This window comes from Flavobacterium covae (assembly GCF_001534645.1).
Lineage (GTDB): Bacteria > Bacteroidota > Bacteroidia > Flavobacteriales > Flavobacteriaceae > Flavobacterium > Flavobacterium covae.
On record NZ_CP013992.1, the window covers coordinates 2,903,137 to 2,928,536 of the forward strand.

Consider the following 25,400-nt stretch of genomic DNA (forward strand, 5'->3'; position numbering starts at 1 on the left):
AAGGAGGCTTATTTATAATACCTATAACTTTTCGATTCTTTATAAAAAGTGTTTTAAATAAAAAAGCCTTACATTTCTGTAAGGCTTGATTTTAGTTGTGGTCCCACCTGGGCTCGAACCAGGGACCACCTGATTATGAGTCAGGTGCTCTAACCAACTGAGCTATAGGACCAATTTACTTAGTAAATCTTTATTTGCTCAGAGTTGCTCTCTGTTTGCGGTTGCAATATTAAGACATTTTTTTAATTCTACAAAATTATTTTAAAATTTCTTGACACAATTCAATTAACACTCCATTGGTACTCTTAGGATGCAAGAAAGCAACTAACTTATTATCAGCTCCTTTCTTTGGAATTTCGTTCAATATGACAAAGCCATTTTTTTTTAATCTTTTTATTTCTTCTTCTATATTTTCTACATCAAAAGCTATATGATGAATACCTTCTCCCCTCTTTTCGATGAATTTTGCAATAGGACTTTCTGGATTTGTAGCTTCAAGTAACTCTATTTTATTAGGCCCATTCATAAAAAAAGAAGTTTTAACGCCTTCGCTTTCTACAAATTCTTCTTTATAGGCAGGTTTTCCAAAAAGCAATCCAAAAATCTCATTAGATTCTTCTAAATTTTTCACAGCAATTCCTATGTGTTCAATTTTTCTCATCATTTTTTTGTTTTCACAAATATATCATTTGATAAACTCAAAATAGCAACACTAATTACAAAAAATTGTATGTTTGCAACATGGAGACTAATAGACAAAAAAAAATAGGAATCGTTTTACAAAAAGATTTGGTAGATATTTTACAAGGTGAGGTACGTAAAAACGGCATTTCAAGTCTTGTTATATCTGTTTCAAAAGTGAGTGTGACTACTGACTTATCAATTGCAAAAGTATTTCTTAGTATTTTCCCTCAAGAAAAGGCGAAAGAAATACTAGAAGCTATAAGATCAAACACTCCCCTTATTAAACATGATTTAGCTCAACGCGTAAAATTACAGTTACGCAGAGTTCCTAACCTTCTTTTTTACATTGATGACAGTTTAGATTACATCGAAAAGATAGACCACGCATTATCTGGAAAAGACAACCCTATAGAGAATCCTAATTTATTAGATAAAAGAAAGAAATCTTAACTATATTGTACTTCTCTTTTTACATAGCAAAACGATATCTACGCACTTCAAGTAAGAATAATGCAATAAATATCATTAGCCGTATCGCTTCAGTTGGAATAGTAATTGGCTCTATGTCCTTATTTGTTGTGCTATCTGTTTTCAGCGGATTAAAAGAATTCAGCTTATCTTTTAGTAACGATTTTGATCCCGATTTAAAGATTTTTCCAAAAAAAGGAAAAACAATAACAATCAACCCCATTCAACTTAAGGAATTAAAAAAAGCCAAAGGAATAAAATCCTATAGTAATGTAATTGAAGAAAAGGTACTTTTTATCTATAAAGGAAAGGAACATGTAGCTGAAATTAAAGGTATAGACAATCAATTTAATCAAGTAAACAGAATCCAAAAGGCTATTTATCAAGGACAATGGCTGATCCCTGAAACTCCACAAGTTGTCATTGGAAACGTTATTGCTAACAAATTATCTTTAGGACTTTTTGATTTAAATAATATTCTTGAGATTTACGTTCCTAGACCTGGCAAAGGAGCTATTACAAACCCAGAAACAGCCTTCAACAAATCTAATCTAATACCAGTAGGAATTTACTCTATCAATGACGATCTAGACGCAAAGTATGTTTATACTGATCTTCGATTAACACAAGATCTACTAGAATACAAGACAAATGAAGTATCTGCCATAGAAATAAAAACAGATAGCCTAGCTAACGAAGATCTCATAATTAAAAACTTAACTAAAATATTTAGTAACACCGTAGTCATAAAAAACAGAACACAACTTAATGACAGCCTACACAAGATGCTAAATACTGAAAATACAGCTATTTATCTAATTTTCACCTTAGTAATCATCATGACTCTTTTCACTTTGGCTGGCGCCATCATCATGATGATTCTTGAAAAGAAAAACAATTTAAAAACACTTTTAAACCTAGGGGTTACTATAAAAAACATTCAACTAATCTTTTTACTACAAGGATGTTTAATTACTTTCATAGGAGGAATATTGGGTATTGGGATTGGTCTTATTTTAATTTTTATTCAAGATCAATTTAGCTTAATAACAATAACTGAATCCCTTCCTTACCCTGTTAAAATAGAAAGTACTAATATCATAATTGTTTTTGGAACAATTATGATATTAGGTTTTACAGCATCTCTCATAGCAGGTAGCAAAGTGTCTAAAAACCTACTAAACCACTCAAGCTCAACATAAAACTTTTTAGAGTTAATCATTTAATTTCTGTATTTTTAAGTCTTTAAAATCATGTATTATGGAAGTATTTGAAGGATAAAGTATACTAAACTTTATAAAAAAATTGCCAAATGATGAATCTTGTAAGGCATATTTTAGCACAAATAAAATGGAAAGATGGTTTTATTTGTACGAAGTGTGGTCATACAAAAGGATGCGAAAAATCGGGATATAATTACCAATGTTATAATTGTCAACATGTTGAAAGTGCCACTGCCAATACGTTGTTTCACAAGGTTAAATTTGGTTTACATAAAGCTTTTTGTATTGTGTTTGAAATGACAACTAGTAGTAAAAGTGTATCAAGTATTCAAATGGGCAAACGTTTTGGTATTCGCCAAGGTACTGCTTGGTATTTTATGCAAAAAGTGCGCAAAGCAATGCAAAGTAGTCAGAAATATCCTTTGTCAGAATTGGTTCATGTAGACGAATTTACTGTGGGTGGAAAAGAAGAAGCAAAACAAGGAAGAAGTTATGATTCTAAAAAGAAAAAAGCAGTAATAGCAGTAGAATTAAACCAAAAACATCAGATAAAAAGAGTCTATGTGAAATCTATTGACGACTATTCTTCAAAATCACTAACTCCAATTTTTGAAGAATATATAAGTCAAACGGCAAAGATAGTAACGGATAAATGGAGAGGGTATGAACCTCTAAAAAACTTTACAATAGTTGAACAGCAATTAAGTAATAAGGGAAGAAATTTCAACGAATTACATATTATAATAATGCAATTGAAATCTTGGATTAGAACAATACCAACCCATATTAGCAAATGGTATATTCAAGCTTATTTTGATGAGTTTTGTTTTAGAATAAACCGTTCTCAATTTAAAACAAGTATTTTTCATAAAATTATAGAAAGAATGTTAAATACAAAACCAATTTATCAAAAAAACATAAAACAGATATTAAGTCTATAACTCAGATCGTTTTTATAATCGGTTACACAAGGCAGGTACAAAACAGGCTTTGCGTGTTTTCTATTACATATTACAATTCTGCATTGTCCGTAAAATTGTAAAAATTTTAACTACTAACTTTAATCTACCAAAAATTCTTTTAAAATCTGTTTTGTGATTGTTATTTCTTTTGTAGATAATTTGCTTAATGATTTAATAATTCTCGCCTTATCTATTGTTCTTATTTGGTCTAATACAATCCACCCCGTTATTCCTTTATTATTTAATTCTAAACGAGTTGGATAAGGCTTTGATATGTTTGTAATTGGTGCTATTATTACATTTTGAAGATACTTGTTCATTTCATCAGGTGAAAGCACTACACACGGTCTTATTTTTTTTATTTCACTTCCTATACTTGGATCAAGATTTACAAGGATAATTTCATACTGTTTTATATTCATTATTCAAAAGTTTCTTCTTCAAAAACATCGTCAATCAAAAGGCTGTCGTCTCCGTTCTGGTTCATTTGCATAAATGCTTTATCCCAATTTTTTCTCGTCTGAGTTTTTGGACGGATTACGATTTGTGATTTTTCTAAGATTAACTCCACTTTATCACCAATGTTATACTGCTCCAAAATTGTTTTCGAAAATCTAATTCCTTTAGAGTTTCCGATGTTGATTACTGATAATTCCATTATATTTGATTTAAAACTTATTTGTAATTACAAAGTAATAACAAAATTCATTCCAAAAAAAGCATTTTATCACTTTTATTTTATTGGATGAAAAGAGTTAACCATTTCGTTATAGACTTATTAGAAGATGAAAAAAAACAAGCTTTACTAAAACTTATTGATATGGCTGTCGCCAAGAAAAAACTAAAAGACAACCTGCAAAACCTTTCTAACCTTTAACCCACAAAAAAACACGCCCTAAAGCGTATTTTGTTTTTTACTCTCTGTTGTGGGCACAGAAAACATTTCTGCGCTAACGTTTACCGCATATCCGAGCGATCGGAGTAAGCCTAAAAAGATTGCTGATATACTAGGCATAACTTTAGATTTTCTAATGAATGACAAGCCTCAAGATGACACGGTTTTTGATAGTGATGTAATTTACAGAATGGAAGAATTACAAAAATTACCCGAAGCCGAAAAAGAAAAAATAAACGCTATAATTGACGCTTTCATTAGAGACACTAAAGCCAAACAAACTTTTAGACTTTCATAAAAGAAAAATTTTACCACCATAAACAACAAAAGCAACCTCTAAAGTTGCTTTTGTTGTTTTTATCACTGTTGTGGGCACGATTTACAAAATCGCGCTAACCTTTGCGTTGAGACTCACTTTGTGTTATATCCGAGCGATCGGAATAAAACCATAGTTATCTGGGGCTAACTTTTACCGCATATTCGAGCGGTCGGATTTAGAGGCAAATAAAAAGAAATAAAACTTCTAAAAAAGTTATAAATAAATAGAAAATATTCACATTTAAATTAAAACTTGAAATAAATACAAACGGATTGATTAATTTATTATTAGTTTTTTTTAACAAATTGTCAATTATTTTATTATAAAATTTTAGAAATTTTATAAAAATTAATAGGAAAAAATCAATACAAACAATTACTGGAATTGCTTCTGTTATCTCATTATTTACCCAAAAACTATTTAAGTAAAAGAAAAATAAAAGAATAAAAAAAGACACTATAAAATAAACCGTATCAAATCTTTTGTTTCTCGTATACAAGTGAAGTAAAATAATATTTTTTAATAAAATAAAAAAAACTAATAATGTTAATCTCATATCTTAATTCAATTAATTTTTAAATAAATCAGTGTAAATACCATAATCAAATTTCACATTAACACCTCCTTTAAGTCCTAAAATCCATCCAGCATTTGCGTCCAAATGCATTTCTATAATTTTCTTATTAGTATTCAAAAGGAAGTGACCATTATAACCTGCATGAGCACTCCCTGCACTCCCACCTATACCTGCATTACCATTTCCTTCTAATGCATGTGCACCAATACCCATTCCTTGTTTATATCCATAAATACCTCCATCACCAAAAGTAAAACCATTTTTTGCATTAGCAAAAGCCTTAAATGCACTACCATCTAAACCCCCTTGAACATCAAACCAGTTCTTATAGCCTAAAGAACCATTTATCTTACCTTCAATTCCAGAAATCTCTGCTTTTACATCGTAGGCCACTTCTGAAGAATTATTTGATAAATCCATATTAAATGACTTTAACTCAGTATTAAAATGGTTAGCATCATCATCATTTCCAGCTCTAAAACCAATTTTTGCACCAGAAAATTGAGCCGTATTCTCATCAAATTTATTTTCAAAAGGACCTCCATAAAACCCTTTCCTTTGATATGTACCTTGAACAACAATTTCATCCAAAGGCGTTGTAGGATAAGCTTCTCTTGTATATATTCCGTTAGTATCTGTTTTTTCCCAATAATCCCCTTTTGGCTGTGAATTGGCATCAACTTTTGGATTTGTAGGTTCCAATCCTTCTAACTCAATCATATCGATAAGCCTGTTACCGCTAAACTGATAAGGAGAATAAAATGGGTATTTAGAAGTCAAAGGGTCAACAGCAAAAAATCTTCCCACCCTCGGGTCATGCATTCTAAAAGTATAGTTTAAGGAGTTCCCTCCTCCTTTAAGTTCATCGTCTTTCTCCTGTCCTTGGAATCCATAACGGTAGGCCTGGCTTGAGCCGTGGCGGTTAGGAATGAGCGAACCGAAAGGGTAATACTTTATGCGTTTTTTACTAGGGTAACCACTACCTTTGGTATGTCTTTTCTGACAAAACCAGTAAAAATTTTTTTTCCGCTTGCCTTATCCTTACACTTCTACTTTTTTTTAAGAACGTATGCCTTTTGGGCATTTCAAATATATAAAAATCCGTTTATTTATCCATATTCTTTGGCAGGTATTCAATGACTTTCGAGTGTTTACTTAATGTTTACAGGTGCTTTAGTCTTCTTGTGCTCGATTTTTTGGAAGAAAGCCAAAAAATAAAGCTTTATTTTTAAGAAAAAGCCTCTTTGGCTTTCTTCTAAAAAAATGAGCAAACAACCGAAGGGCGTTAGTATGCGGTGCTACAATAAACACCCCCAAGCACCGCAGGGAACAAAAAAAGCGTTATTTATAAAGTGGTTTAAAAAGCTTTTTTTGTGGACGAGGAGCGATGTGGCGGTGTTGCGGCAATGCATCGAAGCCTGCGACACACAATGCGGACGAGGAGGCACGACGAGGAGCAATGTGGCGCAGTGTGCTGAAAGCATAGCCCTGAAGCGTAACGTAAGTGAAGCAAATCTAATCGGCAGTAGCTTTGCTACACCTTGCAGGGCGTACTGAGGATGCAGAGAGCAACCGCCATATTAACAAGGGGCGACAGATGCAAAGACGGCTTTGCGTTGGACGGAGCGTTGGGAGCGGTCTTGCAGATGTAGTAGCCCCGACGAACGCAGGAAGTGAACGTGTGAAGACGAGGACAAGCGAACAAGTATATAAAACGGCTCTTTTTTCGGAGTGGTTTTATATACTTGTGCGCTTGTGGACTGTGCAATGGAGAGAGGCACGAACGACTGGAACAGCCGAGCGGAACAAAGAGAACGACCGGAGGGAGACCGCTTGATTGCCTTTCTTTTGATTGTAGATTTTCGATTAACGATTTTTGATTTCAGATTTATTTGATGGGATGAAAAGAGTTGACCATTTCGTGTAATTCTTCTAAATTATCTTGCTGATACCTTTCTGTTGAACTAATATATCTGTGTCCTGCAAAATATTGGGTTTTTCGTAAGTTGTTTGTTTTTAAATAGTTGACTATTACACTGTTTCGGATTTGGATGGCGTTTTGATAATTGTAATTGATTAGCTTTAATTCATCGCTTAATTTTTTTAAAACATTGCTGATATTGGTATTTCCGTAACTACTTGTAAATAAATTATCTTCGTGTTTTGGTACGATTTGTGGTCTAATTTCTTTGATATATTCCATCATTTCCATTAGTTGCCAAGGTTTTAATTCTAGTGTTCTACCGTTTGTTTTGTTAGTTTGTGGTATGTGTATTTTGCCTTTGTAAAGTTCTATGTGTTCTTCTTTTAGGTGTTGTAATTCTTTGGTGTGTAAACCTTGATACACTAATAATCCGATAATAATTTTGTTCCTTTTCCTAGTTAGATCATTGTCTTTTGTTTCATAAGAATAGTATAAATCCTCTAACTCGTCAGCTGTCAATAATTGCCCTAATACTGTTTTTACTTTGCCTTTAATAGTGATATTTTCTATTGGATTATCTACTCTGTAATTTTCCTCTTGTAAGTAGTTGAAGTATATTTTTAAGTTTCCAATGTAGCTTTGTAGTGTGTTGGTTTTAATTCCTGTTTTTTTTAATTCTTCGATGTATTTTAAGAATGTTTTGTAATCTATGGTTTCTTTGGTTGTACCAAAATTATTCATCCATATATCGAGGCGATTGATAGCCCTTTGGAATATTGGAAAACTTTTGCTCGCGTAGCCTTGTTTCTCGAAGTAGTGTTTGAAGTTGTTCATCTTGATTGGTTTTTGCTTTGTCTTCTAATAAGTGAGTGTAAATCTGTGTACTTTCTAAAGAACTGTGTCCTAAAAATTTACTGATAGTTTCGATGTTTGCGCCTTTCTCTAATAAGTGTGTTGCGATAGAATGACGTAGTATGTGCGGTGTGAGCCTCCCCAACCCCTCCAAAGGAGGGGCTTTCCTTATGTTGCTTACTTTTTCTAATATTTTTAATCTATTGCACAAGCTTTGTCCTTGTAGTGGTTTACCTCGATAGTTGATTAACAGATTTTCAGTGTTTTTATAATTGTAAAATGCTGGTCTATAATCGTAAATGTATTCTTCTAAAATCTTTAAATTGTATTGGTTTATAGGTACATACCGTTGTTTATAATTCTTTCCTTTTTTTACAAATAGTAGTTCTTTATCGAATAATATGTCTTTGATTTCAAGGTTTATAGCTTCATTTCTTCGTAGTCCACAACTGTATAATAATACTAAAATTACTTTGTCTCGTTTTCTTATCCGTTCTTGTTGATTACTGCTATTGGTGGCTTTAAATAATTGTTTAATTTCTTCTTGGGTTAAAACTTGCAAACTATCTCTTTGGCTGTATTCTTCTCTTTTTAGATGGATTGGTAACGGTTTTGCGTTGTGTTCTTTTAAATAATCGTTGAACTTAAATAAGGTTTGTATGTGTTTGTTTAGATAGGCTTTAGAGAGTCCTCCATCTCTCGATTTATTGTCTCTTGTTTTTAAATAATGGTAGTAATCTTTTATTATTTGTACACTTATTTGGTTGATTTTATTAATGCTTTCGTTTTCTAGGTAATGCAAAAACTCACGTAGGTGATTGGGTAAATTGTACAGCGTAGTATCGGCATATCCCAGTATATCTAACCAGTTTTTAAAGTCTTTGTGTAGTTCTCGGTAACTTTCGTTTTCTAGCACTAAATTTTTCATCTTTCATTTTTTTTATTTTTTGGTGTATGTTGTTTTTTAGGTTATTTTTATTTTTTACTCCTAACTAACTGATTTTGTTTTCTTTGTGCGTTCCGTTTTAGTGGTGGAACTTTGTTGAACTGTGGAACGACTGATTTGGTCGATACATTCTTGTAATGCCTGGCTTATTTGTGCCTCTAACTCCTTGTATTCATTAGGGTTTGTGATTTCGTAGTATTGGGTATTTTCTCCTTTTTTCTTTACTTTTTTTAAGTGATTGTTTTCCAGTAGTTGTTGGTGGTACCGCCATTGAGTAGTTTTGGTTAGTCGTAATTTTCTTCTGATTTCATAGGCTGTAAAAGTGGTTTGGTTTTGCTCTTGCAGATAGATTTTTAGGTTTTCAAGATAATTTCTTGATGCTCCAGTAATCGTGTCGCTTTTTCGTAGTAGCACTTCTTTAATTAATTCGTTGGCTTCTTGTATGTCTTCTACTGTTGTTTCTATATATTCTTTGCCTGTTTCTTTGTCAATGTGGTGGAACTTTTGGTATTGCTTGTAAAAGGTTATTGCTTCTATAAATTGTAAATAATGGGCATTGGTTCTTCTTGGTTTGAACACGCTATTTGGTAAAGTCAGATATTCTGCAAAAGGATTTCTAACCGATACTGTTTTTAATAATCGTTGGCAGTTTTTTAATAGTTCTCTAGCTTGATGCTCATCATCTTGGTTTATCTTGCCCGCGGAGGCTCTCCGCTGATAAGCCATTATTTTCTCGTCTTGGATTTCGCTTTCATCGATGTATAAAAGAAAACTTCTATTACTATTATCCTCGTAAATGCTCTCTTGTGTGGTGCAACCGCTTACACATAATGGACCTTCGACCGTTAAATGTATCGTTTGGCTTTGTCCTTTTTTGTCTTTATGGACTACGGTTTTGGTAAGTTGCTTTTTAGATTGCATTTCACGAAGTGGATAGAGTACGCTTTGCGCCCCGTCTAAATCTTCGATTAATAGTAGCTTATGTCTCAACTCTGTACGATTAAAATAATAAAATGCATTGGCAGATAATACAGTCATTTCGATTTTATCTTCTTCAGGGATTAATAAGGATACCCCACCTTGCAAATGACTTTTTCCTGCTCCCGAACTGCCCAGACTTACTACGTGTAATGGATTGCTGGTTTTTCTACTGGTAAATATGATGTACATCAACAGTCTGTTACATTCCTCGCCTATAACGCCCGATATTCCGATTAGTTCGTTTGTTTTTGCTATTAAATTATCTTGTGCTAAAAATTCCTTTGCTTGTTTGATTTCTTTTTCTGTGAGGACTTTTACTTGTTTTTGGTATTGTTTTCCTTGTTGTTCTACTTCTTGCAGTCTGTAATTTTCGAGTTCATTAGTTAATTGATCTAAATCTCGTCGTACTATGGTTGTGCCTATTTCTAAACGCTCGGCTACTTTTCTAGTTAGTTTTTCTATACTAGTGTCGTTGTATAAATCAATATTCTGTCGTAAAACTTGTTCGCTTTTTAGTTTTTGTATTCCGAGTGTTACTCGCATCGCTTCTAAATTGTTGAACCTTATGCCGCCTAATATGGATATTTTTAGGTGTTTTGTTTCAAAAATGTAGTGGTTGGGGTTTGATGTGTTGAGATTGTTCATAAATTTTTATTTTGTGATTATTTGCACAAATATAAAATATAATCACATATAAACAATAGCAAAATAATTTGTTTGTAACGCATACTCACGCAAAATCTTGTTTTTAAGTGATATTTGTTTATTTTTACCTTACATTTATGAGTTAAACCACTATGAGTAGCTTTGGAGATAGATTAAAAGTGTTGCGAGAAGAAAAAAAACTTTCTAAAGGTAATCTTGCAGATTTGATTAATATACATTACAGTCAAATAGGACGTTACGAGAGAAATGAAGCCAGTCCATCATCTGAAGTACTTAATAAAATTGCTAATATTCTTGAAGTTTCTACCGACTTTTTAATGAACGGTACTATTGAACAAATAGCCGATAATGCTATTAATGATAAAACCTTAATCAATCAATTTAATAGAATAGCTAAATTAGATGATGAGAATAAAAAAATAGTAATTTCATTAATTGATGCTTTCCTTTTTAGACAAGAGATGAAAGAAAAATTAGCCAATTAATACAAATTGCTAACCTTTAACCCACAAAAAAACACGCCTGTAAGCGTGTTTTATTTTTTACTCTGTTGTGCGCACAGAAAACATTTCTGCGCTAACGTTTACCGCATATCCGAGCGATCGGGTTTGTGGTAGTTATAAAGGGGTTTTATTTTGTTTGTGGTAGTATATTAGGGGGATATGGTAGTTTTTTAATATTTAAATGGTAGTATTATGGTAGTAAATGGTAGTTTTTGTACATTTTATTTAGGGTACAAAAAAAGGCTTAATTTGTTGTTAAGCCTTGTATTTATTGGGGTTTTCGGTGGTTTTTATGTTTAGTGTATTTGTATATTTTAATTGTTTGCCCTTAGTAATAAAAACTGCTATATTTTAATTTCATACCCATCTTTATTATAAATTTTATTTATTGCCTTCCCTATTGTTCCATTACCACTTTGATCAAATTTTAAATTACTTAAAATATCATCAATATTCTCTTGAGTAACCTTTCTTGTCTCAGGTTTTAAAGTAGTACCGTCTGAACTATTATGAGAAGGTATACCAAAAAATTCATTTACAGTAGAATTTTTATTATGTCTAAAATCCGGATCTACAATTGATCCTCTTGGTAAAAAGATTTTGGAACGCATAGAAACAATTGCTACAATGCCGACTAAAGAACAAGAACAACTTTTTAACGTGATTGATGCGCTAATTCGTGATTATAAAGCCAAGCAGGCTTACTCCTCATAACAACCCACAAAAAAACACGCCCGTAAGCGTGTTTCTTTTTTATAACATTTTATTTTATCGTAACGCAAAGTGAGGACACTGTGCGCAGCTTACGCATCTTAAAATTATGGCTCAGACTTCGGAGAGCGGGAAACTCCCTATATAAATACTTATAAATTTGCATCTTAATTTTAACATTTCTAACTTGTTTTTTATCATAGAATGCGTAGCAGACGCATCTTAAAATTATGGCTCAGACTTAGGAGAGCTGGAGAGAATTGTTCTTTTTCATCATTTTGTAGTTTTATATTTTTCAATTCTTAATATTTTACCGCTTTTTGAATAATAAAGCCAATTCCCAAATTCACTTCCATTAAAATAACTCCCTTTGTGTTCTATTGAACCATTTTCATAATAGTATGCAAAAATACCATCCAGTTTACCTTTTTTATAATTTATGATATGACTTAGATTTCCTTCATCGGAAAAATAGATAGACAATCCATCTAGCACAAAATTGTCTTCTAAATAAACGACCTCACTTTTTCTAATTAAAACTCCTGATGAGGAGAATGATAATTGTGTATACTTATTATTTCCTATACGAACATTTAATAAACTCAAATTATTACCCCAAAAACTGCCTTCGATTAGATTTTTATCACCTTGATTTAAAGAAAAACTATCTTCTTTTGATTTCAAATTTAATTCAAAATCTTTTTTAGTTTGTGAATAACTAAAAAAACAACTAAGTACTAAATAAAACGTAATTATTTTATTTATTTTCAATGACTTTTCCATCTTTCATTTTTACATTTATTGAATTAGGACTTTCTCCATTAACTGTTGGACTATAGCTACCATCTAAAGTTGCTCCGCTTGGCAATTGACCTACATTAACTTTCATATATGAAGTCTGTCCAATGTATCCAGTAATTATTGCTTGGGGAACTCTTTCAGAAAAAGTCTTAACTAAGTTATTACCAGTCATTGCATCGTTAACTAATGTCTCAATTGATGGATAATCCTTAGCTTCCATATTTAAAGGTGTTGCAGCATTACAGCTAAATAAATTAACTTTTGAATTTAATGAAAATACTGAAGAATTAATATTAGATATATCTGTACTATCAAAAACGGAAGGGTCACTTCTTTTTCCTGTCCAACCAGTATTTTCATAGCCTAAAGGTATTGCACTAGGAACACCGTGCGACATAAACGCCAACCCAGTTATAGGATCTAAACTTCTTTTGTCTGACAATTCTATTTTATCTAGTGACTTAGAATTTATATAGTTAACAACTTCATCTGCTGATTTTACATAAACAGGAGCATCAATTCCGTTCTTTTTTGCCCAAAGCGCAAGAGCCTTTTTTTCACTTGAAGTGTAATCTTTATCTAGTATTAACCAAGAAACTTTTTCTTTAGAACCTGATTTTTGTAGTTCTTTCTTATACTGTCTGATTTGATTTCTGGCAGCTAAAGTAAAATTTTGTCTATTCTTATTATGTAAATCCGCTCCACCAGAAACCACTATTTTTTCATCTCCATCAGGATCTATAGCAATAATTGGATTATTAGAAACGAAAATATATGAAGACTCACTTGGATATTTTCTCTCTTTTTTATCAACAGCAAACCAGCGACCTATGCGAGTATCTAACATACGATTTCCGTAGTCTAAAGAGTTACCCTCTCCTTTAAGTTCATTATCTAACTCTTTGCCGTTAAACCCATAACGATATGATTGTGAGTTTCCATGACGATTTGGAATCAAGCTACCAAAAGGGTAATACTTTATGCGTTTTTTACTAGGGTAACCACTACCTTTGGTATGTCTTTTCTGACAAAACCAGTAAAAATTTTTTTTCCGCTTGCCTTATCCTTACACTTCTACTTTTTTTTAAGAACGTATGCCTTTTGGGCATTTCAAATATATAAAAATCCGTTTATTTATCCATATTCTTTGGCAGGTATTCAATGACTTTCGAGTGTTTACTTAATGTTTACAGGTGCTTTAGTCTTCTTGTGCTCGATTTTTTGGAAGAAAGCCAAAAAATAAAGCTTTATTTTTAAGAAAAAGCCTCTTTGGCTTTCTTCTAAAAAAATGAGCAAACAACCGAAGGGCGTTAGTATGCGGTGCTACAATAAACACCCCCAAGCACCGCAGGGAACAAAAAAAGCGTTATTTATAAAGTGGTTTAAAAAGCTTTTTTTGTGGACGAGGAGCGATGTGGCGGTGTTGCGGCAATGCATCGAAGCCTGCGACACACAATGCGGACGAGGAGGCACGACGAGGAGCAATGTGGCGCAGTGTGCTGAAAGCATAGCCCTGAAGCGTAACGTAAGTGAAGCAAATCTAATCGGCAGTAGCTTTGCTACACCTTGCAGGGCGTACTGAGGATGCAGAGAGCAACCGCCATATTAACAAGGGGCGACAGATGCAAAGACGGCTTTGCGTTGGACGGAGCGTTGGGAGCGGTCTTGCAGATGTAGTAGCCCCGACGAACGCAGGAAGTGAACGTGTGAAGACGAGGACAAGCGAACAAGTATATAAAACGGCTCTTTTTTCGGAGTGGTTTTATATACTTGTGCGCTTGTGGACTGTGCAATGGAGAGAGGCACGAACGACTGGAACAGCCGAGCGGAACAAAGAGAACGACCGGAGGGAGACCGCTTGATTGCCTTTCTTTTGATTGTAGATTTTCGATTAACGATTTTTGATTTCAGATTTATTTGATGGGATGAAAAGAGTTGACCATTTCGTGTAATTCTTCTAAATTATCTTGCTGATACCTTTCTGTTGAACTAATATATCTGTGTCCTGCAAAATATTGGGTTTTTCGTAAGTTGTTTGTTTTTAAATAGTTGACTATTACACTGTTTCGGATTTGGATGGCGTTTTGATAATTGTAATTGATTAGCTTTAATTCATCGCTTAATTTTTTTAAAACATTGCTGATATTGGTATTTCCGTAACTACTTGTAAATAAATTATCTTCGTGTTTTGGTACGATTTGTGGTCTAATTTCTTTGATATATTCCATCATTTCCATTAGTTGCCAAGGTTTTAATTCTAGTGTTCTACCGTTTGTTTTGTTAGTTTGTGGTATGTGTATTTTGCCTTTGTAAAGTTCTATGTGTTCTTCTTTTAGGTGTTGTAATTCTTTGGTGTGTAAACCTTGATACACTAATAATCCGATAATAATTTTGTTCCTTTTCCTAGTTAGATCATTGTCTTTTGTTTCATAAGAATAGTATAAATCCTCTAACTCGTCAGCTGTCAATAATTGCCCTAATACTGTTTTTACTTTGCCTTTAATAGTGATATTTTCTATTGGATTATCTACTCTGTAATTTTCCTCTTGTAAGTAGTTGAAGTATATTTTTAAGTTTCCAATGTAGCTTTGTAGTGTGTTGGTTTTAATTCCTGTTTTTTTTAATTCTTCGATGTATTTTAAGAATGTTTTGTAATCTATGGTTTCTTTGGTTGTACCAAAATTATTCATCCATATATCGAGGCGATTGATAGCCCTTTGGAATATTGGAAAACTTTTGCTCGCGTAGCCTTGTTTCTCGAAGTAGTGTTTGAAGTTGTTCATCTTGATTGGTTTTTGCTTTGTCTTCTAATAAGTGAGTGTAAATCTGTGTACTTTCTAAAGAACTGTGTCCTAAAAATTTACTGATAGTTTCGATGTTTGCGCCTTTCTCTAATAAGTGTGTTGCGATAGAATGACGTAGTATGTGCGGTGTGAGCCTCCCCAACCCCTCCAAAGGAGGGGCTTTCCTTATGTTGCTTACTTTTTCTAATATTTTTAATCTATTGCACAAGCTTTGTCCTTGTAGTGGTTTACCTCGATAGTTGATTAACAGATTTTCAGTGTTTTTATAATTGTAAAATGCTGGTCTATAATCGTAAATGTATTCTTCTAAAATCTTTAAATTGTATTGGTTTATAGGTACATACCGTTGTTTATAATTCTTTCCTTTTTTTACAAATAGTAGTTCTTTATCGAATAATATGTCTTTGATTTCAAGGTTTATAGCTTCATTTCTTCGTAGTCCACAACTGTATAATAATACTAAAATTACTTTGTCTCGTTTTCTTATCCGTTCTTGTTGATTACTGCTATTGGTGGCTTTAAATAATTGTTTAATTTCTTCTTGGGTTAAAACTTGCAAACTATCTCTTTGGCTGTATTCTTCTCTTTTTAGATGGATTGGTAACGGTTTTGCGTTGTGTTCTTTTAAATAATCGTTGAACTTAAATAAGGTTTGTATGTGTTTGTTTAGATAGGCTTTAGAGAGTCCTCCATCTCTCGATTTATTGTCTCTTGTTTTTAAATAATGGTAGTAATCTTTTATTATTTGTACACTTATTTGGTTGATTTTATTAATGCTTTCGTTTTCTAGGTAATGCAAAAACTCACGTAGGTGATTGGGTAAATTGTACAGCGTAGTATCGGCATATCCCAGTATATCTAACCAGTTTTTAAAGTCTTTGTGTAGTTCTCGGTAACTTTCGTTTTCTAGCACTAAATTTTTCATCTTTCATTTTTTTTATTTTTTGGTGTATGTTGTTTTTTAGGTTATTTTTATTTTTTACTCCTAACTAACTGATTTTGTTTTCTTTGTGCGTTCCGTTTTAGTGGTGGAACTTTGTTGAACTGTGGAACGACTGATTTGGTCGATACATTCTTGTAATGCCTGGCTTATTTGTGCCTCTAACTCCTTGTATTCATTAGGGTTTGTGATTTCGTAGTATTGGGTATTTTCTCCTTTTTTCTTTACTTTTTTTAAGTGATTGTTTTCCAGTAGTTGTTGGTGGTACCGCCATTGAGTAGTTTTGGTTAGTCGTAATTTTCTTCTGATTTCATAGGCTGTAAAAGTGGTTTGGTTTTGCTCTTGCAGATAGATTTTTAGGTTTTCAAGATAATTTCTTGATGCTCCAGTAATCGTGTCGCTTTTTCGTAGTAGCACTTCTTTAATTAATTCGTTGGCTTCTTGTATGTCTTCTACTGTTGTTTCTATATATTCTTTGCCTGTTTCTTTGTCAATGTGGTGGAACTTTTGGTATTGCTTGTAAAAGGTTATTGCTTCTATAAATTGTAAATAATGGGCATTGGTTCTTCTTGGTTTGAACACGCTATTTGGTAAAGTCAGATATTCTGCAAAAGGATTTCTAACCGATACTGTTTTTAATAATCGTTGGCAGTTTTTTAATAGTTCTCTAGCTTGATGCTCATCATCTTGGTTTATCTTGCCCGCGGAGGCTCTCCGCTGATAAGCCATTATTTTCTCGTCTTGGATTTCGCTTTCATCGATGTATAAAAGAAAACTTCTATTACTATTATCCTCGTAAATGCTCTCTTGTGTGGTGCAACCGCTTACACATAATGGACCTTCGACCGTTAAATGTATCGTTTGGCTTTGTCCTTTTTTGTCTTTATGGACTACGGTTTTGGTAAGTTGCTTTTTAGATTGCATTTCACGAAGTGGATAGAGTACGCTTTGCGCCCCGTCTAAATCTTCGATTAATAGTAGCTTATGTCTCAACTCTGTACGATTAAAATAATAAAATGCATTGGCAGATAATACAGTCATTTCGATTTTATCTTCTTCAGGGATTAATAAGGATACCCCACCTTGCAAATGACTTTTTCCTGCTCCCGAACTGCCCAGACTTACTACGTGTAATGGATTGCTGGTTTTTCTACTGGTAAATATGATGTACATCAACAGTCTGTTACATTCCTCGCCTATAACGCCCGATATTCCGATTAGTTCGTTTGTTTTTGCTATTAAATTATCTTGTGCTAAAAATTCCTTTGCTTGTTTGATTTCTTTTTCTGTGAGGACTTTTACTTGTTTTTGGTATTGTTTTCCTTGTTGTTCTACTTCTTGCAGTCTGTAATTTTCGAGTTCATTAGTTAATTGATCTAAATCTCGTCGTACTATGGTTGTGCCTATTTCTAAACGCTCGGCTACTTTTCTAGTTAGTTTTTCTATACTAGTGTCGTTGTATAAATCAATATTCTGTCGTAAAACTTGTTCGCTTTTTAGTTTTTGTATTCCGAGTGTTACTCGCATCGCTTCTAAATTGTTGAACCTTATGCCGCCTAATATGGATATTTTTAGGTGTTTTGTTTCAAAAATGTAGTGGTTGGGGTTTGATGTGTTGAGATTGTTCATAAATTTTTATTTTGTGATTATTTGCACAAATATAAAATATAATCACATATAAACAATAGCAAAATAATTTGTTTGTAACGCATACTCACGCAAAATCTTGTTTTTAAGTGATATTTGTTTATTTTTACCTTACATTTATGAGTTAAACCACTATGAGTAGCTTTGGAGATAGATTAAAAGTGTTGCGAGAAGAAAAAAAACTTTCTAAAGGTAATCTTGCAGATTTGATTAATATACATTACAGTCAAATAGGACGTTACGAGAGAAATGAAGCCAGTCCATCATCTGAAGTACTTAATAAAATTGCTAATATTCTTGAAGTTTCTACCGACTTTTTAATGAACGGTACTATTGAACAAATAGCCGATAATGCTATTAATGATAAAACCTTAATCAATCAATTTAATAGAATAGCTAAATTAGATGATGAGAATAAAAAAATAGTAATTTCATTAATTGATGCTTTCCTTTTTAGACAAGAGATGAAAGAAAAATTAGCCAATTAATACAAATTGCTAACCTTTAACCCACAAAAAAACACGCCTGTAAGCGTGTTTTATTTTTTACTCTGTTGTGCGCACAGAAAACATTTCTGCGCTAACGTTTACCGCATATCCGAGCGATCGGGTTTGTGGTAGTTATAAAGGGGTTTTATTTTGTTTGTGGTAGTATATTAGGGGGATATGGTAGTTTTTTAATATTTAAATGGTAGTATTATGGTAGTAAATGGTAGTTTTTGTACATTTTATTTAGGGTACAAAAAAAGGCTTAATTTGTTGTTAAGCCTTGTATTTATTGGGGTTTTCGGTGGTTTTTATGTTTAGTGTATTTGTATATTTTAATTGTTTGCCCTTAGTAATAAAAACTGCTATATTTTAATTTCATACCCATCTTTATTATAAATTTTATTTATTGCCTTCCCTATTGTTCCATTACCACTTTGATCAAATTTTAAATTACTTAAAATATCATCAATATTCTCTTGAGTAACCTTTCTTGTCTCAGGTTTTAAAGTAGTACCGTCTGAACTATTATGAGAAGGTATACCAAAAAATTCATTTACAGTAGAATTTTTATTATGTCTAAAATCCGGATCTACAATTGATCCTCTTGGTAAAAAGATTTTGGAACGCATAGAAACAATTGCTACAATGCCGACTAAAGAACAAGAACAACTTTTTAACGTGATTGATGCGCTAATTCGTGATTATAAAGCCAAGCAGGCTTACTCCTCATAACAACCCACAAAAAAACACGCCCGTAAGCGTGTTTCTTTTTTATAACATTTTATTTTATCGTAACGCAAAGTGAGGACACTGTGCGCAGCTTACGCATCTTAAAATTATGGCTCAGACTTCGGAGAGCGGGAAACTCCCTATATAAATACTTATAAATTTGCATCTTAATTTTAACATTTCTAACTTGTTTTTTATCATAGAATGCGTAGCAGACGCATCTTAAAATTATGGCTCAGACTTAGGAGAGCTGGAGAGAATTGTTCTTTTTCATCATTTTGTAGTTTTATATTTTTCAATTCTTAATATTTTACCGCTTTTTGAATAATAAAGCCAATTCCCAAATTCACTTCCATTAAAATAACTCCCTTTGTGTTCTATTGAACCATTTTCATAATAGTATGCAAAAATACCATCCAGTTTACCTTTTTTATAATTTATGATATGACTTAGATTTCCTTCATCGGAAAAATAGATAGACAATCCATCTAGCACAAAATTGTCTTCTAAATAAACGACCTCACTTTTTCTAATTAAAACTCCTGATGAGGAGAATGATAATTGTGTATACTTATTATTTCCTATACGAACATTTAATAAACTCAAATTATTACCCCAAAAACTGCCTTCGATTAGATTTTTATCACCTTGATTTAAAGAAAAACTATCTTCTTTTGATTTCAAATTTAATTCAAAATCTTTTTTAGTTTGTGAATAACTAAAAAAACAACTAAGTACTAAATAAAACGTAATTATTTTATTTATTTTCAATGACTTTTCCATCTTTCATTTTTACATTTATTGAATTAGGACTTTCTCCATTAACTGTTGGACTATAGCTACCATCTAAAGTTGCTCCGCTTGGCAATTGACCTACATTAACTTTCATATATGAAGTCTGTCCAATGTATCCAGTAATTATTGCTTGGGGAACTCTTTCAGAAAAAGTCTTAACTAAGTTATTACCAGTCATTGCATCGTTAACTAATGTCTCAATTGATGGATAATCCTTAGCTTCCATATTTAAAGGTGTTGCAGCATTACAGCTAAATAAATTAACTTTTGAATTTAATGAAAATACTGAAGAATTAATATTAGATATATCTGTACTATCAAAAACGGAAGGGTCACTTCTTTTTCCTGTCCAACCAGTATTTTCATAGCCTAAAGGTATTGCACTAGGAACACCGTGCGACATAAACGCCAACCCAGTTATAGGATCTAAACTTCTTTTGTCTGACAATTCTATTTTATCTAGTGACTTAGAATTTATATAGTTAACAACTTCATCTGCTGATTTTACATAAACAGGAGCATCAATTCCGTTCTTTTTTGCCCAAAGCGCAAGAGCCTTTTTTTCACTTGAAGTGTAATCTTTATCTAGTATTAACCAAGAAACTTTTTCTTTAGAACCTGATTTTTGTAGTTCTTTCTTATACTGTCTGATTTGATTTCTGGCAGCTAAAGTAAAATTTTGTCTATTCTTATTATGTAAATCCGCTCCACCAGAAACCACTATTTTTTCATCTCCATCAGGATCTATAGCAATAATTGGATTATTAGAAACGAAAATATATGAAGACTCACTTGGATATTTTCTCTCTTTTTTATCAACAGCAAACCAGCGACCTATGCGAGTATCTAACATACGATTTCCGTAGTCTAAAGAGTTACCCTCTCCTTTAAGTTCATTATCTAACTCTTTGCCGTTAAACCCATAACGATATGATTGTGAGTTTCCATGACGATTTGGAATCAAGCTACCAAAAGGGTAATACTTTATGCGTTTTTTACTAGGGTAACCACTACCTTTGGTATGTCTTTTCTGACAAAACCAGTAAAAATTTTTTTTCCGCTTGCCTTATCCTTACACTTCTACTTTTTTTTAAGAACGTATGCCTTTTGGGCATTTCAAATATATAAAAATCCGTTTATTTATCCATATTCTTTGGCAGGTATTCAATGACTTTCGAGTGTTTACTTAATGTTTACAGGTGCTTTAGTCTTCTTGTGCTCGATTTTTTGGAAGAAAGCCAAAAAATAAAGCTTTATTTTTAAGAAAAAGCCTCTTTGGCTTTCTTCTAAAAAAATGAGCAAACAACCGAAGGGCGTTAGTATGCGGTGCTACAATAAACACCCCCAAGCACCGCAGGGAACAAAAAAAGCGTTATTTATAAAGTGGTTTAAAAAGCTTTTTTTGTGGACGAGGAGCGATGTGGCGGTGTTGCGGCAATGCATCGAAGCCTGCGACACACAATGCGGACGAGGAGGCACGACGAGGAGCAATGTGGCGCAGTGTGCTGAAAGCATAGCCCTGAAGCGTAACGTAAGTGAAGCAAATCTAATCGGCAGTAGCTTTGCTACACCTTGCAGGGCGTACTGAGGATGCAGAGAGCAACCGCCATATTAACAAGGGGCGACAGATGCAAAGACGGCTTTGCGTTGGACGGAGCGTTGGGAGCGGTCTTGCAGATGTAGTAGCCCCGACGAACGCAGGAAGTGAACGTGTGAAGACGAGGACAAGCGAACAAGTATATAAAACGGCTCTTTTTTCGGAGTGGTTTTATATACTTGTGCGCTTGTGGACTGTGCAATGGAGAGAGGCACGAACGACTGGAACAGCCGAGCGGAACAAAGAGAACGACCGGAGGGAGACCGCTTGATTGCCTTTCTTTTGATTGTAGATTTTCGATTAACGATTTTTGATTTCAGATTTATTTGATGGGATGAAAAGAGTTGACCATTTCGTGTAATTCTTCTAAATTATCTTGCTGATACCTTTCTGTTGAACTAATATATCTGTGTCCTGCAAAATATTGGGTTTTTCGTAAGTTGTTTGTTTTTAAATAGTTGACTATTACACTGTTTCGGATTTGGATGGCGTTTTGATAATTGTAATTGATTAGCTTTAATTCATCGCTTAATTTTTTTAAAACATTGCTGATATTGGTATTTCCGTAACTACTTGTAAATAAATTATCTTCGTGTTTTGGTACGATTTGTGGTCTAATTTCTTTGATATATTCCATCATTTCCATTAGTTGCCAAGGTTTTAATTCTAGTGTTCTACCGTTTGTTTTGTTAGTTTGTGGTATGTGTATTTTGCCTTTGTAAAGTTCTATGTGTTCTTCTTTTAGGTGTTGTAATTCTTTGGTGTGTAAACCTTGATACACTAATAATCCGATAATAATTTTGTTCCTTTTCCTAGTTAGATCATTGTCTTTTGTTTCATAAGAATAGTATAAATCCTCTAACTCGTCAGCTGTCAATAATTGCCCTAATACTGTTTTTACTTTGCCTTTAATAGTGATATTTTCTATTGGATTATCTACTCTGTAATTTTCCTCTTGTAAGTAGTTGAAGTATATTTTTAAGTTTCCAATGTAGCTTTGTAGTGTGTTGGTTTTAATTCCTGTTTTTTTTAATTCTTCGATGTATTTTAAGAATGTTTTGTAATCTATGGTTTCTTTGGTTGTACCAAAATTATTCATCCATATATCGAGGCGATTGATAGCCCTTTGGAATATTGGAAAACTTTTGCTCGCGTAGCCTTGTTTCTCGAAGTAGTGTTTGAAGTTGTTCATCTTGATTGGTTTTTGCTTTGTCTTCTAATAAGTGAGTGTAAATCTGTGTACTTTCTAAAGAACTGTGTCCTAAAAATTTACTGATAGTTTCGATGTTTGCGCCTTTCTCTAATAAGTGTGTTGCGATAGAATGACGTAGTATGTGCGGTGTGAGCCTCCCCAACCCCTCCAAAGGAGGGGCTTTCCTTATGTTGCTTACTTTTTCTAATATTTTTAATCTATTGCACAAGCTTTGTCCTTGTAGTGGTTTACCTCGATAGTTGATTAACAGATTTTCAGTGTTTTTATAATTGTAAAATGCTGGTCTATAATCGTAAATGTATTCTTCTAAAATCTTTAAATTGTATTGGTTTATAGGTACATACCGTTGTTTATAATTCTTTCCTTTTTTTACAAATAGTAGTTCTTTATCGAATAATATGTCTTTGATTTCAAGGTTTATAGCTTCATTTCTTCGTAGTCCACAACTGTATAATAATACTAAAATTACTTTGTCTCGTTTTCTTATCCGTTCTTGTTGATTACTGCTATTGGTGGCTTTAAATAATTGTTTAATTTCTTCTTGGGTTAAAACTTGCAAACTATCTCTTTGGCTGTATTCTTCTCTTTTTAGATGGATTGGTAACGGTTTTGCGTTGTGTTCTTTTAAATAATCGTTGAACTTAAATAAGGTTTGTATGTGTTTGTTTAGATAGGCTTTAGAGAGTCCTCCATCTCTCGATTTATTGTCTCTTGTTTTTAAATAATGGTAGTAATCTTTTATTATTTGTACACTTATTTGGTTGATTTTATTAATGCTTTCGTTTTCTAGGTAATGCAAAAACTCACGTAGGTGATTGGGTAAATTGTACAGCGTAGTATCGGCATATCCCAGTATATCTAACCAGTTTTTAAAGTCTTTGTGTAGTTCTCGGTAACTTTCGTTTTCTAGCACTAAATTTTTCATCTTTCATTTTTTTTATTTTTTGGTGTATGTTGTTTTTTAGGTTATTTTTATTTTTTACTCCTAACTAACTGATTTTGTTTTCTTTGTGCGTTCCGTTTTAGTGGTGGAACTTTGTTGAACTGTGGAACGACTGATTTGGTCGATACATTCTTGTAATGCCTGGCTTATTTGTGCCTCTAACTCCTTGTATTCATTAGGGTTTGTGATTTCGTAGTATTGGGTATTTTCTCCTTTTTTCTTTACTTTTTTTAAGTGATTGTTTTCCAGTAGTTGTTGGTGGTACCGCCATTGAGTAGTTTTGGTTAGTCGTAATTTTCTTCTGATTTCATAGGCTGTAAAAGTGGTTTGGTTTTGCTCTTGCAGATAGATTTTTAGGTTTTCAAGATAATTTCTTGATGCTCCAGTAATCGTGTCGCTTTTTCGTAGTAGCACTTCTTTAATTAATTCGTTGGCTTCTTGTATGTCTTCTACTGTTGTTTCTATATATTCTTTGCCTGTTTCTTTGTCAATGTGGTGGAACTTTTGGTATTGCTTGTAAAAGGTTATTGCTTCTATAAATTGTAAATAATGGGCATTGGTTCTTCTTGGTTTGAACACGCTATTTGGTAAAGTCAGATATTCTGCAAAAGGATTTCTAACCGATACTGTTTTTAATAATCGTTGGCAGTTTTTTAATAGTTCTCTAGCTTGATGCTCATCATCTTGGTTTATCTTGCCCGCGGAGGCTCTCCGCTGATAAGCCATTATTTTCTCGTCTTGGATTTCGCTTTCATCGATGTATAAAAGAAAACTTCTATTACTATTATCCTCGTAAATGCTCTCTTGTGTGGTGCAACCGCTTACACATAATGGACCTTCGACCGTTAAATGTATCGTTTGGCTTTGTCCTTTTTTGTCTTTATGGACTACGGTTTTGGTAAGTTGCTTTTTAGATTGCATTTCACGAAGTGGATAGAGTACGCTTTGCGCCCCGTCTAAATCTTCGATTAATAGTAGCTTATGTCTCAACTCTGTACGATTAAAATAATAAAATGCATTGGCAGATAATACAGTCATTTCGATTTTATCTTCTTCAGGGATTAATAAGGATACCCCACCTTGCAAATGACTTTTTCCTGCTCCCGAACTGCCCAGACTTACTACGTGTAATGGATTGCTGGTTTTTCTACTGGTAAATATGATGTACATCAACAGTCTGTTACATTCCTCGCCTATAACGCCCGATATTCCGATTAGTTCGTTTGTTTTTGCTATTAAATTATCTTGTGCTAAAAATTCCTTTGCTTGTTTGATTTCTTTTTCTGTGAGGACTTTTACTTGTTTTTGGTATTGTTTTCCTTGTTGTTCTACTTCTTGCAGTCTGTAATTTTCGAGTTCATTAGTTAATTGATCTAAATCTCGTCGTACTATGGTTGTGCCTATTTCTAAACGCTCGGCTACTTTTCTAGTTAGTTTTTCTATACTAGTGTCGTTGTATAAATCAATATTCTGTCGTAAAACTTGTTCGCTTTTTAGTTTTTGTATTCCGAGTGTTACTCGCATCGCTTCTAAATTGTTGAACCTTATGCCGCCTAATATGGATATTTTTAGGTGTTTTGTTTCAAAAATGTAGTGGTTGGGGTTTGATGTGTTGAGATTGTTCATAAATTTTTATTTTGTGATTATTTGCACAAATATAAAATATAATCACATATAAACAATAGCAAAATAATTTGTTTGTAACGCATACTCACGCAAAATCTTGTTTTTA

Annotated in this window: 25 protein-coding genes, 1 tRNA gene and 1 pseudogene; 7 read left to right on the forward strand and 20 right to left on the reverse strand. The window is 33.0% G+C overall.

The window, feature by feature from the left end; genetic code table 11:
- Nucleotides 1–98: 98 nt before the first annotated feature.
- Nucleotides 99–172 (reverse strand) — tRNA-Ile (locus tag AWN65_RS12715).
- An 84-nt stretch (nt 173–256) separates the two neighbouring features.
- The gene (mce, locus tag AWN65_RS12720) at nt 257–661 is read right to left on the reverse strand and encodes a methylmalonyl-CoA epimerase (RefSeq protein WP_060383504.1); all 405 of its coding nucleotides are present in this window, start codon (nt 659–661) and stop codon (nt 257–259) included.
- An 80-nt stretch (nt 662–741) separates the two neighbouring features.
- Between mce and rbfA the strand changes: the two genes are divergently transcribed.
- The 3 genes and pseudogenes from rbfA (at nt 742) to AWN65_RS12735 (ending at nt 3,316) form a co-directional block, all read left to right on the forward strand.
- Nucleotides 742–1,134: a 30S ribosome-binding factor RbfA gene (rbfA, locus tag AWN65_RS12725; RefSeq protein ID WP_060383505.1), complete on the forward strand. Its 393-nt coding sequence runs from the start codon at nt 742–744 to the stop codon at nt 1,132–1,134.
- 5 nt (nt 1,135–1,139) lie between these two features.
- The gene (locus AWN65_RS12730; RefSeq protein ID WP_060383506.1) at nt 1,140–2,354 is read left to right on the forward strand and encodes an ABC transporter permease; all 1,215 of its coding nucleotides are present in this window, start codon (nt 1,140–1,142) and stop codon (nt 2,352–2,354) included.
- 82 nt (nt 2,355–2,436) lie between these two features.
- Nucleotides 2,437–3,316: pseudogene (locus AWN65_RS12735) on the forward strand (IS1595 family transposase).
- A gap of 119 nt (nt 3,317–3,435) precedes the next feature.
- Here the strand turns inward: AWN65_RS12735 and AWN65_RS12740 are convergent.
- Together AWN65_RS12740 and AWN65_RS12745 are read right to left on the reverse strand one after the other, a co-directional pair.
- Nucleotides 3,436–3,759, reverse strand: coding sequence for a type II toxin-antitoxin system PemK/MazF family toxin (locus tag AWN65_RS12740; RefSeq protein WP_060383507.1), 324 nt, complete (start codon nt 3,757–3,759; stop codon nt 3,436–3,438).
- Entirely contained in the window at nt 3,759–3,995 is a 237-nt protein-coding gene (locus AWN65_RS12745; protein ID WP_060383508.1) for an AbrB/MazE/SpoVT family DNA-binding domain-containing protein, read from the reverse strand. The genes AWN65_RS12740 and AWN65_RS12745 overlap by 1 nt, the downstream gene beginning before the upstream one ends.
- Nucleotides 3,996–4,082: 87 nt before the next feature.
- Between AWN65_RS12745 and AWN65_RS15360 the strand changes: the two genes are divergently transcribed.
- The gene (locus tag AWN65_RS15360; RefSeq protein ID WP_256366358.1) at nt 4,083–4,214 is read left to right on the forward strand and encodes a hypothetical protein; all 132 of its coding nucleotides are present in this window, start codon (nt 4,083–4,085) and stop codon (nt 4,212–4,214) included.
- A 154-nt stretch (nt 4,215–4,368) separates the two neighbouring features.
- Nucleotides 4,369–4,530: a hypothetical protein gene (locus AWN65_RS14935; RefSeq protein ID WP_158447618.1), complete on the forward strand. Its 162-nt coding sequence runs from the start codon at nt 4,369–4,371 to the stop codon at nt 4,528–4,530.
- Nucleotides 4,531–5,119: 589 nt separating this feature from the next.
- On the opposite strand, the gene AWN65_RS12760 is transcribed toward AWN65_RS14935, so the two are convergent.
- The 4 genes from AWN65_RS12760 to AWN65_RS12785 form a co-directional block, all read right to left on the reverse strand.
- Nucleotides 5,120–6,085: an RHS repeat-associated core domain-containing protein gene (locus tag AWN65_RS12760; RefSeq protein ID WP_081078446.1), complete on the reverse strand. Its 966-nt coding sequence runs from the start codon at nt 6,083–6,085 to the stop codon at nt 5,120–5,122.
- 931 nt (nt 6,086–7,016) lie between these two features.
- On the reverse strand, nt 7,017–7,793 hold the full coding sequence (locus tag AWN65_RS12775; protein WP_060383514.1) for a tyrosine-type recombinase/integrase: 777 nt from the start codon (nt 7,791–7,793) through the stop codon (nt 7,017–7,019).
- Nucleotides 7,786–8,832: a tyrosine-type recombinase/integrase gene (locus tag AWN65_RS12780; protein WP_060383515.1), complete on the reverse strand. Its 1,047-nt coding sequence runs from the start codon at nt 8,830–8,832 to the stop codon at nt 7,786–7,788. The genes AWN65_RS12775 and AWN65_RS12780 overlap by 8 nt, the downstream gene beginning before the upstream one ends.
- A 60-nt stretch (nt 8,833–8,892) precedes the next feature.
- The gene (locus AWN65_RS12785) at nt 8,893–10,476 is read right to left on the reverse strand and encodes a hypothetical protein (RefSeq protein WP_060383516.1); all 1,584 of its coding nucleotides are present in this window, start codon (nt 10,474–10,476) and stop codon (nt 8,893–8,895) included.
- A gap of 152 nt (nt 10,477–10,628) precedes the next feature.
- Between AWN65_RS12785 and AWN65_RS12790 the strand changes: the two genes are divergently transcribed.
- Nucleotides 10,629–10,982: a helix-turn-helix domain-containing protein gene (locus AWN65_RS12790; protein ID WP_060383517.1), complete on the forward strand. Its 354-nt coding sequence runs from the start codon at nt 10,629–10,631 to the stop codon at nt 10,980–10,982.
- A gap of 362 nt (nt 10,983–11,344) precedes the next feature.
- Here the strand turns inward: AWN65_RS12790 and AWN65_RS12795 are convergent, their stop codons facing one another.
- From AWN65_RS12795 to AWN65_RS12835, 6 genes are all read right to left on the reverse strand, one after another.
- Complete coding sequence (locus AWN65_RS12795; protein WP_014166054.1) at nt 11,345–11,611, reverse strand: hypothetical protein; 267 nt, start codon at nt 11,609–11,611, stop codon at nt 11,345–11,347.
- 373 nt (nt 11,612–11,984) lie between these two features.
- Nucleotides 11,985–12,494, reverse strand: coding sequence for a toxin-antitoxin system YwqK family antitoxin (locus tag AWN65_RS12800; protein WP_060383518.1), 510 nt, complete (start codon nt 12,492–12,494; stop codon nt 11,985–11,987).
- Nucleotides 12,469–13,494, reverse strand: a complete 1,026-nt coding sequence (locus AWN65_RS12805; protein WP_081078448.1) for an RHS repeat domain-containing protein — start codon at nt 13,492–13,494, stop codon at nt 12,469–12,471. Before AWN65_RS12805 ends, AWN65_RS12800 begins: the two co-directional genes overlap by 26 nt.
- A 931-nt stretch (nt 13,495–14,425) precedes the next feature.
- Complete coding sequence (locus AWN65_RS12825) at nt 14,426–15,202, reverse strand: tyrosine-type recombinase/integrase (RefSeq protein WP_060383514.1); 777 nt, start codon at nt 15,200–15,202, stop codon at nt 14,426–14,428.
- Nucleotides 15,195–16,241, reverse strand: a complete 1,047-nt coding sequence (locus tag AWN65_RS12830; RefSeq protein WP_060383515.1) for a tyrosine-type recombinase/integrase — start codon at nt 16,239–16,241, stop codon at nt 15,195–15,197. Before AWN65_RS12830 ends, AWN65_RS12825 begins: the two co-directional genes overlap by 8 nt.
- Before the next feature lie 60 nt (nt 16,242–16,301).
- The gene (locus AWN65_RS12835; protein ID WP_060383516.1) at nt 16,302–17,885 is read right to left on the reverse strand and encodes a hypothetical protein; all 1,584 of its coding nucleotides are present in this window, start codon (nt 17,883–17,885) and stop codon (nt 16,302–16,304) included.
- Between the two features lie 152 nt (nt 17,886–18,037).
- Between AWN65_RS12835 and AWN65_RS12840 the strand changes: the two genes are divergently transcribed.
- Nucleotides 18,038–18,391 carry a helix-turn-helix domain-containing protein gene (locus tag AWN65_RS12840; RefSeq protein WP_060383517.1) on the forward strand — a complete coding sequence of 118 codons (354 nt, stop codon included), beginning with the start codon at nt 18,038–18,040 and terminating at the stop codon, nt 18,389–18,391.
- A 362-nt stretch (nt 18,392–18,753) separates the two neighbouring features.
- On the opposite strand, the gene AWN65_RS12845 is transcribed toward AWN65_RS12840, so the two are convergent.
- From AWN65_RS12845 to AWN65_RS12885, 6 genes are all read right to left on the reverse strand, one after another.
- Nucleotides 18,754–19,020 (reverse strand): hypothetical protein, encoded by a 267-nt coding sequence (locus tag AWN65_RS12845; protein WP_014166054.1) that lies wholly within the window; start codon nt 19,018–19,020, stop codon nt 18,754–18,756.
- A gap of 373 nt (nt 19,021–19,393) precedes the next feature.
- Entirely contained in the window at nt 19,394–19,903 is a 510-nt protein-coding gene (locus AWN65_RS12850; RefSeq protein ID WP_060383518.1) for a toxin-antitoxin system YwqK family antitoxin, read from the reverse strand.
- Entirely contained in the window at nt 19,878–20,903 is a 1,026-nt protein-coding gene (locus tag AWN65_RS12855; protein ID WP_081078448.1) for an RHS repeat domain-containing protein, read from the reverse strand. The genes AWN65_RS12850 and AWN65_RS12855 overlap by 26 nt, the downstream gene beginning before the upstream one ends.
- Nucleotides 20,904–21,834: 931 nt before the next feature.
- Nucleotides 21,835–22,611, reverse strand: a complete 777-nt coding sequence (locus AWN65_RS12875; protein WP_060383514.1) for a tyrosine-type recombinase/integrase — start codon at nt 22,609–22,611, stop codon at nt 21,835–21,837.
- Entirely contained in the window at nt 22,604–23,650 is a 1,047-nt protein-coding gene (locus AWN65_RS12880; RefSeq protein ID WP_060383515.1) for a tyrosine-type recombinase/integrase, read from the reverse strand. Before AWN65_RS12880 ends, AWN65_RS12875 begins: the two co-directional genes overlap by 8 nt.
- A gap of 60 nt (nt 23,651–23,710) precedes the next feature.
- The gene (locus tag AWN65_RS12885; RefSeq protein WP_060383516.1) at nt 23,711–25,294 is read right to left on the reverse strand and encodes a hypothetical protein; all 1,584 of its coding nucleotides are present in this window, start codon (nt 25,292–25,294) and stop codon (nt 23,711–23,713) included.
- Nucleotides 25,295–25,400: the final 106 nt, after the last annotated feature.

Excerpts from the sequence above, each read along its gene's own strand:
- mce (WP_060383504.1), bottom strand. The coding sequence starts at position 661 with ATGAGAAAAATTGAACACATAGGAATTGCTGTGAAAAATTTAGAAGAA.
- rbfA (WP_060383505.1), top strand. The coding sequence starts at position 742 with ATGGAGACTAATAGACAAAAAAAAATAGGAATCGTTTTACAAAAAGAT.
- AWN65_RS12740 (WP_060383507.1), bottom strand. The coding sequence starts at position 3,759 with ATGAATATAAAACAGTATGAAATTATCCTTGTAAATCTTGATCCAAGT.
- AWN65_RS12745 (WP_060383508.1), bottom strand. The coding sequence starts at position 3,995 with ATGGAATTATCAGTAATCAACATCGGAAACTCTAAAGGAATTAGATTT.
- AWN65_RS15360 (WP_256366358.1), top strand. The coding sequence starts at position 4,083 with ATGAAAAGAGTTAACCATTTCGTTATAGACTTATTAGAAGATGAAAAA.
- AWN65_RS14935 (WP_158447618.1), top strand. The coding sequence starts at position 4,369 with ATGAATGACAAGCCTCAAGATGACACGGTTTTTGATAGTGATGTAATT.
- AWN65_RS12775 (WP_060383514.1), bottom strand. The coding sequence starts at position 7,793 with ATGAATAATTTTGGTACAACCAAAGAAACCATAGATTACAAAACATTC.
- AWN65_RS12780 (WP_060383515.1), bottom strand. The coding sequence starts at position 8,832 with ATGAAAAATTTAGTGCTAGAAAACGAAAGTTACCGAGAACTACACAAA.
- AWN65_RS12785 (WP_060383516.1), bottom strand. The coding sequence starts at position 10,476 with ATGAACAATCTCAACACATCAAACCCCAACCACTACATTTTTGAAACA.
- AWN65_RS12790 (WP_060383517.1), top strand. The coding sequence starts at position 10,629 with ATGAGTAGCTTTGGAGATAGATTAAAAGTGTTGCGAGAAGAAAAAAAA.
- AWN65_RS12795 (WP_014166054.1), bottom strand. The coding sequence starts at position 11,611 with ATGCGTTCCAAAATCTTTTTACCAAGAGGATCAATTGTAGATCCGGAT.
- AWN65_RS12800 (WP_060383518.1), bottom strand. The coding sequence starts at position 12,494 with ATGGAAAAGTCATTGAAAATAAATAAAATAATTACGTTTTATTTAGTA.
- AWN65_RS12825 (WP_060383514.1), bottom strand. The coding sequence starts at position 15,202 with ATGAATAATTTTGGTACAACCAAAGAAACCATAGATTACAAAACATTC.
- AWN65_RS12830 (WP_060383515.1), bottom strand. The coding sequence starts at position 16,241 with ATGAAAAATTTAGTGCTAGAAAACGAAAGTTACCGAGAACTACACAAA.
- AWN65_RS12835 (WP_060383516.1), bottom strand. The coding sequence starts at position 17,885 with ATGAACAATCTCAACACATCAAACCCCAACCACTACATTTTTGAAACA.
- AWN65_RS12840 (WP_060383517.1), top strand. The coding sequence starts at position 18,038 with ATGAGTAGCTTTGGAGATAGATTAAAAGTGTTGCGAGAAGAAAAAAAA.
- AWN65_RS12845 (WP_014166054.1), bottom strand. The coding sequence starts at position 19,020 with ATGCGTTCCAAAATCTTTTTACCAAGAGGATCAATTGTAGATCCGGAT.
- AWN65_RS12850 (WP_060383518.1), bottom strand. The coding sequence starts at position 19,903 with ATGGAAAAGTCATTGAAAATAAATAAAATAATTACGTTTTATTTAGTA.
- AWN65_RS12875 (WP_060383514.1), bottom strand. The coding sequence starts at position 22,611 with ATGAATAATTTTGGTACAACCAAAGAAACCATAGATTACAAAACATTC.
- AWN65_RS12880 (WP_060383515.1), bottom strand. The coding sequence starts at position 23,650 with ATGAAAAATTTAGTGCTAGAAAACGAAAGTTACCGAGAACTACACAAA.
- AWN65_RS12885 (WP_060383516.1), bottom strand. The coding sequence starts at position 25,294 with ATGAACAATCTCAACACATCAAACCCCAACCACTACATTTTTGAAACA.